Raw genomic sequence first — 13,126 nt, 5'->3', positions numbered from 1 at the left:
TCCTCTAACGCGTGTTATTGCGGCAAACTAAACATGATTTCAACCAATTGTCCTTCCCGCTCAACCATAATAGAAACTTCGGTTAACTCGGGTAATTGGCTCATCATTTCTAACGCCTGACTCATTACGGTCAAGTCGTATCCATTAATCGATTTGGCTAAATCATTGGCTTTAAAACCCGCCTGCTTAAACAAATTGGCGTCTTTCCCTGGATTCAAACGATAACCCGCCACAGAATCACCTTGTCTCACGGGTGAAATGGCAATGTAATCGGTGATCTTGCTCGGGTCGGCTAACAATTCGGTGCGGGATTCGGCGAGTTCTTGGGAAATATCGGCATTGTTACGTTGATCAACACGGCTCACTGCCGAGCCAGCCTTATTACTCTTAGCTTGTTGTAACTGCTGATTGGCTGGGCTTTGGCTGGTATAGACTAAGCCATCGAGCATTAAGGTCTCGTAACGGCCAGCGTTAGTGATAATGATACGGTCGGCATAGACTTCTTTGAGTGATGCAGATGTGCCCTTGATCTTATCGCCGAGGCTATAAGTATCTTGGCTGCCGTTTGACTCAATAATTGCGAGGCCTTTCTGGTCCGCTGTCGATGCGACAACCCCAGTCAGCTGAATTGAGAGTGTGGTCTTAGGTGCGTCTGTCACAGTCTCGACTGCTTCGACTTTAGGTTTATCAGATGTCGCATCCGCCTTACCAAAGAGTCCAAGCTGCTGCAGACCTGCGAGATCAACCTGACCGGCACCTTTGCCATTCACGCTTACGGGCGTTGGGGACCAAGCACTGGCAGATGAGTGAGTAGGCACTAATTTCCATGTAATTTGCGCAGCTAACAACATGATCACAATAAAGCCCAACCAGAAGACGATCCGGCTTAGGGGTTTATGGGGCATGCCAATGGCTTTTGCGATAACTTTATCTAATAAATCCATATTTTATGTGGACCCTCGATACAGGTCTCTGTTCTGATTATAATAATTAGGCAATAACCGCCTCATGCTAACCTAGGCTGCATTTGGCAACAAGCCCTTAACAGCATTCAAATTGGCGAAAATAGGCCAATTATGCTAACTTTGCCCGCCACAAAAGGGTGTGAAGCACGCCACCCTTTAACATAATAGAAATGCACTTCACGCATTTTCTTGCTCGGCATGTGAACTCATCGATCTTTTAGCTGGAGACACTATGACTCAAGGTCAAAGCGACAAAACAGACATTCGACTCGATAAGTGGCTTTGGGCTGCACGTTTCTATAAAACCCGTGCCATCGCCAAAGAAATGATTAACGGCGGCAAAGTACATTACAACGGCCAGCGCGCCAAATCTAGTAGGAATGCCGAGATAGGCGCCGTCCTTAAGATACGCCAAGGATATGACGATAAAGAGATCGTCATAAAAAAATTATCGCAATTACGCCAAAGTGGTGCGATTGCACAAGAATTGTACGAAGAAACCGCGACAAGTCTGGCTAAACGGGCCATTAATGCTGAGCAACGACGTCTCAACATGCTCAATAACCCGATACCCGATCAGAAACCAGATAAAAAGCAACGACGTCAGCTCATGCGCTTTAAAGACCTTTAACAGTGAGATACACGATGAACCAAGATACTTTACACCGCTACTTGTTCGACAATGCCGATGTGCGTGGTGAACTGGTGCAGTTACAAGACAGCTATCAACAAGTGATCAGCGCCCAAGAATATCCAGCCGTACTGCAAGTGCTGTTGGGTGAATTAATGGCGGCCACCTCGCTATTAACCGCGACATTAAAATTTAGCGGCGATATCAGCGTGCAGTTACAAGGCAACGGCCCTGTTTCTTTAGCAGTGATCAACGGTAACAATCTACAAGAGTTACGCGGTGTGGCTCGCTGGAATGCTGAACTTGCCGATGATGCTAGCCTTACCGATCTGTTCGGTCAGGGCTATATGGTCATCACCTTAACACCCGATGAAGGTGAGCGCTACCAAGGTGTGGTCGCACTGGACAAGCCAACACTTGCGGCCTGTGTTGAAGAATACTTCAATCAATCTGAACAGTTACCAACAGGCATTTGGTTATTTGCCGACGGCAAACAAGCGGCGGGCATGTTCCTACAAATTCTGCCAAGCCAGCAAGATCACAACGCCGACTTCGAACACTTGAGCCAACTAACGTCGACCATCAAGGCCGAAGAGTTATTCACTCTTGATGCAGAAAGCGTGTTACATCGCCTCTATCATCAGGAAGAAGTGCGTCTATTCGATCCTATCGATGTGAGCTTTAAATGCACCTGTTCCCATGAACGCAGTGCCGGCGCAATCAAAACCTTAGATCAAGCAGAAATCGAAGCCATTCTCGCCGAAGACGGCAAGATTGAAATGGGCTGCGAATATTGCCACGCAAAATACACCTTTGATGCCATAGACGTAGCGGCATTATTTGCGAACGGTCAGTCATCCGCGACTCAGCAATAATCACTTAACCGGTTCATCAAAGCTAAACAATATGGGCGCCCGATTCGGCGCCCATTTTTTATTCATACCCACAATCCCCTCACACATTGCACTCGGCTTAGGCTACAATCGCCTCACTTTGTTACCTAGCACGACTTAGGTGATAAATAAAACAAAATCGGCAGACGATCGATAACAAAAATAACCTTACAAATCAAATGGAGACCTCACTATGGCGGATGGATTAAACCGCGTTCACTTTAACCCCTCAACAGCACAACTTGTCGAATTTGCCCTGCTACGCGGCGAAGGTGAATTGACAGCCAATGGCGCATTAGTCGCTAAAACAGGCGCTCGCAGTGGTCGCTCACCCGGCGATCGTTTTATCGTAAGAGAACCCAGTTCAGAAGCAGACATCGAATGGGGCCCAGTCAATCAAGCTTTCGATCCAGGTGCTTTTGAAGGTTTATGGGCACGGGTTGAAGCTTACCTAGCCGATAAAGAACTGTTTGTCTCTGACCTCGAAGTCGGTGCCGATACAGAGCATTACCAGCCAGTACGTGTGACCACGCAATACGCTTGGCACCAACTGTTCGCCCGCAATCTATTTATCATTCCTGAAGAATTTAATCGTAAAGACAAACCTGTGTGGCAGATCATCAATGCCCCTGACTTTGTTTGCGATCCAGCGCGTGATGGCACTAACTCAGATGCGACCGTGATTTTAAACTTCGCCGAACGTAAAGTGCTGCTCGCGGGCCTGAAATACGCTGGCGAAATGAAAAAGTCTATGTTCTCAGTGCAGAACTTCCTACTGCCAGCCCAAGGCGTGCTACCTATGCACTGCTCGGCCAACGTAGGTAAAGATGGCGACACTACGCTGTTTTTCGGTTTATCTGGCACAGGTAAAACCACACTATCTGCCGATCCAAAACGCTTCCTGATCGGTGACGATGAACACGGCTGGGCACCTGGCGGCGTATTCAATATTGAAGGCGGTTGCTACGCCAAATGTATTGACTTAAGCCAAAAGAATGAACCAGTTATTTGGGATGCGATTCGTTTCGGCACTGTACTTGAAAACGTCGTAATGGACGAACACCGCGTACCCAACTACAAAGACAGCAGCCTGACGGAAAACACCCGCGCGGCGTATCCGCTGGAGCACATCGCCCAACGTAAAGAAGACAACTGCGGCGCCGAGCCACATGCGGTTGTGTTCTTAACTTGCGACGTGTCTGGCGTATTACCACCGGTTTCTATCCTGACCAAAGAACAAGCGGCATACCACTTCTTGTCTGGCTACACCGCTAAAGTGGGTTCGACTGAAATCGGCTCAACCTCAGCGATCCAATCGACCTTCTCAACCTGCTTCGGTGCACCTTTCTTCCCACGCCCTGCTGGCGTGTACGCTGAACTGTTGATGAAGCGCATTGAGTCATTCGGTAGCCAAGTGTACTTAGTCAACACCGGTTGGACTGGCGGTCCACACGGTGTGGGTAAACGTTTTGACATCCCCACCACTCGCGCCATCGTCGATGCGATTGTCAGCGGTGAGTTGAAAGATGTTGAAACCGTCCACTTAGACACCTTGAACCTCGCCGTTCCTGTGGCAGTCACAGGCGTAGACAGCAACTTACTCAACCCAATCAACACTTGGGGCGATAAAGCGCTATACGCCGAATATGCCCAGAAGCTAGCCGAAGCTTTCACTAAAAACTTCGCTAAGTATCAAGTGTCTGACGCTATCCGCAACGCTGGTCCAAAGGCATAAGCGCTTAAGCATTAAGCTATAGCCTTACTTGTAAAAAAGCGCCGACCCAGCAATGAGTCGGCGCTTTTTATCGTCGTGCCAAAGGCAAATACTTAGTCTTGATGCTATTAAGATCCCACTGAGTCAATGCTGCACGACCATTTAAAGCTCAGCGACTCCCTCATTAAAGATGGATGGACGCTTAATATCTCCCAACGGCATCATTGCGACGGCAACTATATTGGTGGGCATCCGAATTAAATTTATATAGCAGATGTTGCAACAGCCCCAAAAATCACAATTCATCATTCCGGCAGCTAAAATCGCACCATTAAATAAACTTTATTCATTTTTAAGCCAATAAATTTAAGCATTCCTCATTTAACACTTATGTAATTTAGACTTTGATTATTTTGAAACCAAGGTTGGTGATGTTTCACAATCCCCTGCTATGCAATTGTGGTACTTTAGCCGGACAAAAAAAGTGTCGGGCATTGGCTTTTAGCCTAGAGTAGGCCTTAATCACTAAGGTTTACGGCGTCTAGATTCAAATCGCCTACATGACACAAAATGCTGCGGCAACTGGGGAGTTTCGCAAGAATGAAGAGCAAGAGTTTATTAGGCAATATTGGTGTGCAAGTGGTTATTGCCATGATTATCGGCGCGCTAGTCGGTTTTATCATGGGCGAGAGTGCAAGCGTGTTTGCACCACTCGGAACCATTTTTATCCATTTAATCAAAATGCTAGTGATCCCACTAGTGTTAGTTTCTATCATCAGCGGTGCCGCGAGCTTAGGCGATAGCCCATCGGCGGGTAAGATTGGCATCGGCACTTTCGGCTTCTTTATCGTGACATCTGGCATCGCCGTGGCACTGGCGTTGGTGATGGGTAATCTGTTTCAACCGGGCGCGGGTGTGGATTTCACTGCCCACAGCAGCTCAGATTTGATGGAAGTAACTAAGGAACACGGCGCATTGCCTGGGGTCATGGATACCTTTATCGGTATGATCCCAACCAATGTGTTCGAATCGCTGAACGGCGGTAACATCTTACAAATCTTAGTCTTTAGTATCTTTTTCGGTATCGCGCTGACTAAGGTTAAAGGCGATGGCGCTAAGCCTATTTTGGCCGCACTCAACACTGTCGTCGACGCCTTTGTGTGGATGATCAACTGCGTGATGATCATTGCGCCTATTGGTGTATTTGGTTTGATGGCCGATTCCGTGGGCACCTTCGGTTTCGATGCGTTAGAAGTGGTATTTAAGTTATTCGCCGTGTTTGTGGCCGCGATTCTGATCTACGGTTTTATCTTCTTCCCATTGGTGGTGCAGCTCTTTTCAAGAGTGTCGGCGCGCCAGTTTATTTCGGCAATGAAGAAACCACAGGTGATGGCGTTATCGACCGCCTCGTCAATGGCGACGCTGCCGGTGAATATGGAAACCTGCGAGGAAGATCTTAAAGTCTCTAAAGCAACCACAGCCTTCGTGCTGCCGTTAGGCGCTACGATCAATATGAGCGGCAACGCGATTTATTATGGTTTAGTGGCCATGTTCTTCGCCCAAATGTATAACGTCGACCTGTCGATGACGGCCTATGCGGCCATTATCTTCACCTCAACCTTAGGCGCAATTGGTCAAGCGGGTGTGCCCGGTCCGTCTTTCTTAGTGGTAGCTGTGCTGTTAGCGGCTGGCATTCCTATCGATGGCTTACCTTTGCTATTTGCCTTAGACAGAGTGTTTGACATGATCCGCACCGCACTTAATATCACTGGCGATGCGGCTTGTGCCTTGATCATGGATAAGTACACAGAAGTTGAAGTTAAAGCGGATAGCGAGCACAGCTTAAGCTAGCAAATACAGTCACTCAACGCTTCAAATACCGGCTTGAATAGGCAACCCTTATTCAAGCCTTTTTTATGCCTGCTGCACGGCATAACACTCCCGCTTCTACACACGACTGTTCAGCCAATCCAATTCAAATATCTGAATTTAAATGTGATCTCTCCCGCGCTATCCACTAAGCTCAATTTGCTAGATTTCGCAATTTGCATTTCTTTCTGGCGCAATAGCCGCAAGTGACACGGTTTTTCTGCGATACTGACTCTACATAATGTCGCTTGGCTAACGCCCAAAGGAATTCTGCCCTATGTCTGTATTTGCCCCAGCCACACCCTTTGCCGACTTTATCTATCGTCATTTCCGTTCGGTTCACGCCTTAAAACTCGGTTTAGCCCTGCTCGTCGCTGTCACGATTAATGCTATTTGGGCGCCGCCGCATTTTATTTGGAGCATGGTGACGATTGTTGTCATCATGATGAGTCTGCCGCAGGTCGGCGGCGCGATTGAAAAGTCACTGCAAAGAGCGATAGGCACCTGTTTAGGCTCGGCTTATGGGGTGATGCTGGTTGCCACAGTTGACAGTTATTGGCTGATCATGAGCCTGCTGATCTTGGCCGTCAGTTTGATTTGTTTTATCTCGGCCGGACGCTACAGCTACGCCTATTTAGTGTCAGGATTTACCATCATAATAGTGGTCGGCGATGCAAATCACGACACCTCCGAGGCCCTGTGGCGCACGGCCAATATTCTCTCTGGCTGCGTGATCGCTATTTTGGTCTCGCTGTTTATTTTCCCAATCAAAGCCAAACAAGATTGGCGCTCTCAACTCACTCATGCCATCGACAATATGGCCGAAGTACTCGCCCAGCATCTTAAAGCGCCCGCTAATCACGACCTCGATTTTCGCGCTAAACTCGAAGCTGCAATGAAAGCCGTGCTCACCCAGAAGAAGCTGTTTTTCTCCTTAGAATGGGAAAGTAAAACCCTCAAAAAACACAAAGTACTGCTGTCGCAACTTGCCAATAAACAAGTGCGTCTAATCACCTTACTCGAACTCTTGCCCTTAACCCGCTGGCAGGAAGAAGATAAAGACGCCTATCTGCAGATTAATGCGGTTGCCTCTGAGCTCGCCTTCTATTTACAACAGCTTGCAGAGTTTGTGGCGGGTAAAGCCCAACAATTGCCGACCTTGCCAGAATGCTTAGAACAAGAGTTACAACACAGACTCCAGCTTGCGCTAGCCTCAGCCCCGATGGCATCAATAACTATGACATCAACAATCGTGACATCAACAATCGTGACATCAACAATCGTGACATCAACAACGGCATCAACAACCGATTCAAATGCCGCCGCAACCGACGGCGAAGTCCCGCAGGGATTTGCGCTCACAGGATATAGCTGGCTTATTTATCAACTCGCCATTGCCGTCGAAGCACTTTACGAAGACATCGCCATTATCGAAATTGCCTATAACAAGCAGCCCGCATCGCAGATAAAGTCCGGCAAAGCGGATTAGCCTGTTATGTCATTCAGGGTTTTATACCAATCGTATTAACCCACCGCCTGAATGCCAGATAAACCCTTGACCGCCCTTGCGTTAACGGGGCGTTTAATGAAAAGATACCGTCCTAATAAAAATTCGATATATGGACTCTTTTCATGCGCTTATTTTCCCTCTCCGTTATCGCCATTGCCTGCCTTTCTGCGGGCAGTCTCTACTCAGTCGATGCTGTTGCCAACGATGCAAAAACCTTGGCCAAAACAGCTCAAGCATCTACAGATTTGCCGGCCTCAACGCCAGTCGCTGCGGCGCAAACCGTCACCAACAAAACGCCAGTTGAAACCCCAGTAGCAACAGCGCCACAGGATGTAAGTCCAGCTGCGAATACCCAAGCAACCGAACCCGCTGCGACTGTCGCAACCGATGCCACTGCTGTAGCGCCAGAGGCTCAGCCCGCGCCGATTCCTGAGCGAGCCAACACCTTTGTCAACGATGCCATTTTACCGCCGAGTATAACTTGGCATGGCGCCAGCGAATCGCTCATGTTGAGTGTCGATAACGAGTGGGCGACGCCGTTTGAACAAAGTAGTGGTATTGAAAGCCCAAGCTACGAGGCCACTATCGCTTGGCTCGACAAACTTGCAGGCGAGACCAATAAATTACAAAAGGTTAGCTTAGGTAAGAGCCCACAGGGGCGCGATATTTGGATGTATATCGCCAGCAGTGAAGGCATTAATGAGTCGGCGCGCCTCAAGCAAAACACTAAGCCAACGGTTTTAGTGCAAGCAGGGATTCATGCCGGAGAAATCGACGGTAAAGATGCCGGCATGATGCTGCTACGCGACATCATCAAGGGCGATAAAAGCACCCTGCTGGATAAAGCCAACCTCTTGTTTGTGCCTATGTTTAGTGTCGATGCCCATGAGCGCAGCGGCGAATTTAATCGCGTGAATCAACGTGGCCCTGTGAATATGGGCTGGCGCACTACGGCAAATAATCTCAACCTTAACCGCGATTATGCCAAGGCCGATACCTTAGAAATGCAGCACATGTTGCGCGCAATCAACGTGTGGCAGCCAGATTTGTATATTGATGTGCATGTCACCGACGGCATCGATTACCAATACGATGTCACCTTTGGCTATAACCTTGCCCAAGGGTTAAGCCCAGCCAGTTACCGCTGGCTCGAAAACAGCTACAGACCCGCGGTTGAAGCCGCGTTAACCGAGCAAGGCCATATTCCCGGCCCGCTAATTTTTGCCGTGGATAACGCCGATATCACCAAAGGCATGTCGCTGTGGAATCCAAGTCCGCGCTTCTCTAACGGTTATGGCGATGCGCGCCATTTACCGACTATTTTGATTGAAAACCACAGCCTAAAACCCTTTAAACAAAGAGTGCTCGGCACCTATGTGATGCTGGAGCAAACCCTTAAAACCGTGGGCGAACAGGCGACTAAACTGAAGAGTGCGATTCAAAAAGATAAATATCGCGCTTCGCCGTTGATCACCCTAACGTGGAAATCGGCACCGCTGGCAAAAGGTTGGGATTTTAAGGGCATCGACTATCAACTCGAAAAGAGCCCCATCAGTGGCACTGAGGTGGTGCGCTGGAACGGTCAACCTAAGCTGTACCCCAACTTGCCTGTGATCGCCGAGACTGTGCCAGATATTAAAGTCACTCGTCCGAGTGCTTACTATATTCCGGCGCAATGGACGCAGGTGATTGATCGCCTGAACATACACGGCATTCGCATGACGCGCCTGACCAAACCGACAGAGCTTAAATTACAGCAATACAAACTCAGTAATCCCGTGTTTAACACTAAGGATTTTGAGGGCCATCAAACGGTTAAAGCCGAGTCAGAGTTGACGAAAGTCAGCACCACTCTGCCCGCTGGCACCATTAAAATCAGCACAGATCAACCGCTGGGCGATCTGGCGGTTTTACTGCTAGAGCCGCAATCACCAGATTCTTTGCTGCAATGGGGTTTCTTTAATCCTATCTTCACCCGCACTGAATACATTGAAGATTATGCGGTTGAGCCGCTGGCGGCCAATATGCTAAAAGATGATCCTAAGCTGCAAGCTGAGTTCGACAAAGCACTGACCAATGCCGAATTTGCCGCCGATCCCGAGGCACGCCTGCGCTGGTTCTATGAACGCAGCCCTTACTACGATAACCGTTACCTTAAGTATCCGGTTTACCGTAGTCGTTAATCCTCGCCATCACAAACAGCAAGCATTACGCAGGCTTACGAGCACTTATGCTATACACCAAGGGCACATTCTGCCCTTGGTGTGTTAACACATAACGACCATCGGCTTGCGCTTCGAGCCCTTCGAAACAGTTGTACGGGCTGAAATCGAATTCGTGGAAGAACTCCAACACTAAGCCCGCCTGCAATAACGCATTGATCACTTCAGATAGACTGTGTGACCAACACATTAAGGTTTGCTGATCATCACCGGCATTTTCGGTATAAGTGCCTTCCTGCTCTATGTCTGGCTCACCCCGATTAAAATAGCTATAACCATCGAACAGCTGTTGCGCCGGATGAAACTCAGCCATGTAAAACTGTCCGCCGGGTTTTAAACAAGCAACAACCGTCTGCGCCCACAGGGTTAAATCCGGTAGCCAAACAATGGCACCATAGGACGTAAAAACAATATCTTGCGGCTCAACCTTGCTCGCCACACTGTAGACATCGCTACAAATAAACTCGGCGGACAACTGTGTCTGCTGCGCCAGCTTTTGTGCTTCATCAATCGCCACCTCAGACAAATCGACGCCCAGTACTTTAGCGCCCATGCGCGCCCACGACAGGGTATCTAAGCCAAAATGGCATTGCAGATGCAGCAAGCTTTTACCAGCAACATCCAGCTCGCTGAGCTCGATTTCCCGTAATGAAGTATTCCCACGCAGGAAGCCCGCCACATCGTAAAAATCCGAAGTTAAATGTACCCGAGTGCGCGCATCCCAAGCCGTCTTGTTCGTCGTTAAATAATCCATCAGCATCCCTTCTTATGTTTTTTTGTATTGTCTGTATGTTTGCCCGGCCAGACCTATGAGGCTCAAGCTAACTTAATAAATGAGCAATTTCACTAATCTGTGAGTAAATCCCTCATTCTGCGGACATGTCCGCACAGCCTAGCGCGGACACTTTCAGTTTAAACCATTGATTATAAATGAAACTTAAAATTGGCATGGGCTGTGCAATGTCTTATCCATCGCAAGACGACTCAGCACTCCCCCGAAAAACGAGTGCCAGATAAACAAGGAAGCTAACATGTCACTACGTCCATTTATATTCACCCTCGCTTTTATATTGGTGTTTACCGCAGGGGTATCACTCACTGGCTGCATTATTAATGTCAACGCCGCTGGCATGCCCGATTTAGACCACCAGCAACGCGAACTCACCCTCGATAGCCAAGACTTGCAAGGCCTGATTGCCGAGACTGGCGCAGGCAGCCTCGAAATTATCGGTGTCGAAGGCCTAACCCAAATTAAACTCGTCGCCGACATCTATAGCAATAAGGACGGCAACGACGACAGCAAAGTCATTCTCACCCTTGAGAAAAAGGCCAACAAGGCCAAGCTCAAAGCCGATTTTGAACAAAGCGGTTTTAATAATTACTCGCCCTACATCGATCTAAAACTGCAAGTGCCTGCGAATTTAGCACTGGATATCGATGACGGCTCAGGTGCCATTTTGATCAGCAAGATGACAGCAGATATCAATGTCAAAGACGGTTCAGGTGAACTCATTATCAATGGCGGTAACAATGTCAGCATTGATGATGGCTCTGGTGATATTGAAGTCAGCAAAATCAGCGGCAACCTCACGATTGACGATGGCTCTGGCGCAATCAAGGTAACTGATGTTCGCGGCAATATCGCTATCGATGATGGTTCAGGCAACATCGAAGTCGCCAATGTGCAGAGTCCAGTGACCATCACAGATGGCTCAGGCGACATTAATGTCTTTAACACTAAGGGATTAACGATTCTTGCGGCAGGTTCTGGCGATGTGAAATTTAACAAAATCGACGGCCCAGTAAGCATGGAATAACGCGCCGTTTTACCACCCTACACCCAAAGGTTTTACCTACTTCCCGGCGTAGAGACTGATGTTGCAACGGTTCCCAGCCAAAATGTCAGTCTTCTACCCACCCTTTTAAGCTTGTGCCCGACTTATGCATTTATGCCACTAACCCCTTGTAGTGGCATTTTTTTGCGTCTGAGACTTTCTCAGCCTCAATTCATGACAGTCTTTGGTAACGTTTTACCTATTTTTTTTCCTAAAAAAATTTAGCAATGAGTATATAAATAAGGCGTTATTTTGTTTGTTGATACGTTTTAAAAAGTCAAAGTCGTGGGGCTTCACCCCACACCCGACCAAGAAGGACTGCTCGTCCTATCCTCCTTGGATTCTCCAAGACGCCCCTAGCGAAGTTACATGCATTAGTTTGTGGCTTCGTGCTTATTCGAAAATCGCTAACGCTTCCGATGGGGCATCCCTTCCCCCCGAAAGCTACGCAGACATCCTGTCTGCGTCACGCTATTTTCTTCAACGCCCTTCAGCAACTTCGCAGGGGAGATGAACTTCTGAATCCTAGGTGCAGGCTGTTAATCCCGAAAGAGTTTTGCTAGCCCTATCATTCCTATAACAAAATTTAACAATGGATGTCTCGTTAAACTTTCTTAAAATATTTTTGAGTTTCCAAGTCGCTTTTCCAGCGACGATATCCCCTAAGAAAACTTTCAACATCAATAGTTTCATTAAATATGTCATTATTAGACTCAGAACATTTTAATAAATATTGTTCGGCAACAATCTGTAGTGAATCACTTTTCCCTTTAACCCATTTCAATTCAAAATCCATATACTTAGTTATTTTTTTGACATCCAAAGAATATTCGTATTGCTTATCTTTTCCGAAGAATACTTCAGATAAGTTAGTTCTTCCGCCACTAATTATATGAGCCCTAAAGCAACTTGCAATGACAATTAATAATTCAGGAGGGGGATAAAAACCTGACTCGATGCACCACAGAAAATGAATTAATGGATTACTCTGCATTTTTTCACGTTCTATATTATCGTGAGATGAAAATTCCTCAAGTAAGTTCCAATTGTGTTCAAATCCTGAGTAGTAAGGAAATTCGTCATGTTCAACGGAGGATTTTAATATTTCACGTACTTCAGCAACATCTTCTGGTGTATTTTCATAGGCGCCTTTAAAAATAGCCTTGCCCTTAACTAACTTTTTCAATTCATCTATGTTCATTTCTCACCCTATTTTAAGCACTAATAAAACAAGACAAATACAGACCGTAACAGTTGAGATTTTCTCGACTTTAACTCCACTTAATAACTTAAAAATGAATTTTTCCATAATTAATTAACCTCTGCATATTTTCTTGGTTACTATTATGGTTCCCAGTGACTTATTGTCACGGACACAAAACTAAATGATTGTCCGAACAGTCATCCTCAGCAAGTTACAAACTCACCCTAACGCCAAATTCGAATGTCCAGTAGGTGTTACCTGAAATTTATCATATACATGCAAT

Annotated in this window: 10 protein-coding genes; 7 read left to right on the top strand and 3 right to left on the bottom strand. The window is 47.2% G+C overall.

All coding sequences use genetic code 11. The annotated features are described in order from the left end of the window. Positions 1 to 14: 14 nt before the first annotated feature. Positions 15 to 944: a type II secretion system protein GspC gene (gene gspC / locus OX890_RS02930; protein ID WP_268650082.1), complete on the bottom strand. Its 930-nt coding sequence runs from the start codon at positions 942 to 944 to the stop codon at positions 15 to 17. A 253-nt stretch (positions 945 to 1,197) separates the two neighbouring features. On the opposite strand from gspC, the gene hslR reads away from it, so the two are divergent. From hslR to OX890_RS02900, 6 genes are all read left to right on the top strand, one after another. Next, positions 1,198 to 1,596, top strand: a complete 399-nt coding sequence (gene hslR / locus OX890_RS02925) for a ribosome-associated heat shock protein Hsp15 (protein WP_006083650.1) — start codon at positions 1,198 to 1,200, stop codon at positions 1,594 to 1,596. 14 nt (positions 1,597 to 1,610) lie between these two features. Continuing rightward, complete coding sequence (gene hslO / locus OX890_RS02920; RefSeq protein ID WP_106648507.1) at positions 1,611 to 2,471, top strand: Hsp33 family molecular chaperone HslO; 861 nt, start codon at positions 1,611 to 1,613, stop codon at positions 2,469 to 2,471. Between the two features lie 211 nt (positions 2,472 to 2,682). Next, entirely contained in the window at positions 2,683 to 4,224 is a 1,542-nt protein-coding gene (locus OX890_RS02915; RefSeq protein WP_268650081.1) for a phosphoenolpyruvate carboxykinase, read from the top strand. A 579-nt stretch (positions 4,225 to 4,803) separates the two neighbouring features. Beyond that, positions 4,804 to 6,054 carry a dicarboxylate/amino acid:cation symporter gene (locus OX890_RS02910; protein ID WP_006084923.1) on the top strand — a complete coding sequence of 417 codons (1,251 nt, stop codon included), beginning with the start codon at positions 4,804 to 4,806 and terminating at the stop codon, positions 6,052 to 6,054. A 295-nt stretch (positions 6,055 to 6,349) separates the two neighbouring features. Next, positions 6,350 to 7,561 carry an FUSC family protein gene (locus OX890_RS02905; RefSeq protein ID WP_268650080.1) on the top strand — a complete coding sequence of 404 codons (1,212 nt, stop codon included), beginning with the start codon at positions 6,350 to 6,352 and terminating at the stop codon, positions 7,559 to 7,561. Between the two features lie 143 nt (positions 7,562 to 7,704). After that, on the top strand, positions 7,705 to 9,765 hold the full coding sequence (locus OX890_RS02900) for a M14 family metallopeptidase (RefSeq protein WP_268650079.1): 2,061 nt from the start codon (positions 7,705 to 7,707) through the stop codon (positions 9,763 to 9,765). Positions 9,766 to 9,790: 25 nt separating this feature from the next. Here the strand turns inward: OX890_RS02900 and OX890_RS02895 are convergent, their stop codons facing one another. After that, positions 9,791 to 10,558, bottom strand: a complete 768-nt coding sequence (locus tag OX890_RS02895; protein ID WP_012586424.1) for a class I SAM-dependent methyltransferase — start codon at positions 10,556 to 10,558, stop codon at positions 9,791 to 9,793. A gap of 277 nt (positions 10,559 to 10,835) precedes the next feature. Here OX890_RS02895 and OX890_RS02890 point away from each other — a divergent pair, with 277 nt between their 5' ends. Next, the gene (locus tag OX890_RS02890; RefSeq protein ID WP_012586423.1) at positions 10,836 to 11,621 is read left to right on the top strand and encodes a hypothetical protein; all 786 of its coding nucleotides are present in this window, start codon (positions 10,836 to 10,838) and stop codon (positions 11,619 to 11,621) included. A 622-nt stretch (positions 11,622 to 12,243) separates the two neighbouring features. On the opposite strand, the gene OX890_RS02885 is transcribed toward OX890_RS02890, so the two are convergent. Next, positions 12,244 to 12,840, bottom strand: a complete 597-nt coding sequence (locus tag OX890_RS02885; protein ID WP_268650078.1) for a hypothetical protein — start codon at positions 12,838 to 12,840, stop codon at positions 12,244 to 12,246. Between the last annotated feature and the right edge of the window lie 286 nt (positions 12,841 to 13,126).

Origin of the sequence: Shewanella sp. DAU305 (genome assembly GCF_026802235.1) — a bacterium.
Taxonomy (GTDB): Bacteria; Pseudomonadota; Gammaproteobacteria; order Enterobacterales; family Shewanellaceae; genus Shewanella; species Shewanella baltica.
The sequence above is the reverse complement of the archived record's forward strand: the minus strand, read 5'-3'. Positions and strand labels throughout refer to the sequence as shown.

What these genes read in the sequence shown, in the direction of transcription:
- OX890_RS02905 (WP_268650080.1), top strand. Translation starts at nt 6,350, where the DNA reads ATGTCTGTATTTGCCCCAGCCACACCCTTTGCCGACTTTATCTATCGT.
- OX890_RS02890 (WP_012586423.1), top strand. Translation starts at nt 10,836, where the DNA reads ATGTCACTACGTCCATTTATATTCACCCTCGCTTTTATATTGGTGTTT.
- OX890_RS02895 (WP_012586424.1), bottom strand. Translation starts at nt 10,558, where the DNA reads ATGGATTATTTAACGACGAACAAGACGGCTTGGGATGCGCGCACTCGG.
- OX890_RS02910 (WP_006084923.1), top strand. Translation starts at nt 4,804, where the DNA reads ATGAAGAGCAAGAGTTTATTAGGCAATATTGGTGTGCAAGTGGTTATT.
- hslR (WP_006083650.1), top strand. Translation starts at nt 1,198, where the DNA reads ATGACTCAAGGTCAAAGCGACAAAACAGACATTCGACTCGATAAGTGG.
- hslO (WP_106648507.1), top strand. Translation starts at nt 1,611, where the DNA reads ATGAACCAAGATACTTTACACCGCTACTTGTTCGACAATGCCGATGTG.
- OX890_RS02885 (WP_268650078.1), bottom strand. Translation starts at nt 12,840, where the DNA reads ATGAACATAGATGAATTGAAAAAGTTAGTTAAGGGCAAGGCTATTTTT.
- OX890_RS02900 (WP_268650079.1), top strand. Translation starts at nt 7,705, where the DNA reads ATGCGCTTATTTTCCCTCTCCGTTATCGCCATTGCCTGCCTTTCTGCG.
- gspC (WP_268650082.1), bottom strand. Translation starts at nt 944, where the DNA reads ATGGATTTATTAGATAAAGTTATCGCAAAAGCCATTGGCATGCCCCAT.
- OX890_RS02915 (WP_268650081.1), top strand. Translation starts at nt 2,683, where the DNA reads ATGGCGGATGGATTAAACCGCGTTCACTTTAACCCCTCAACAGCACAA.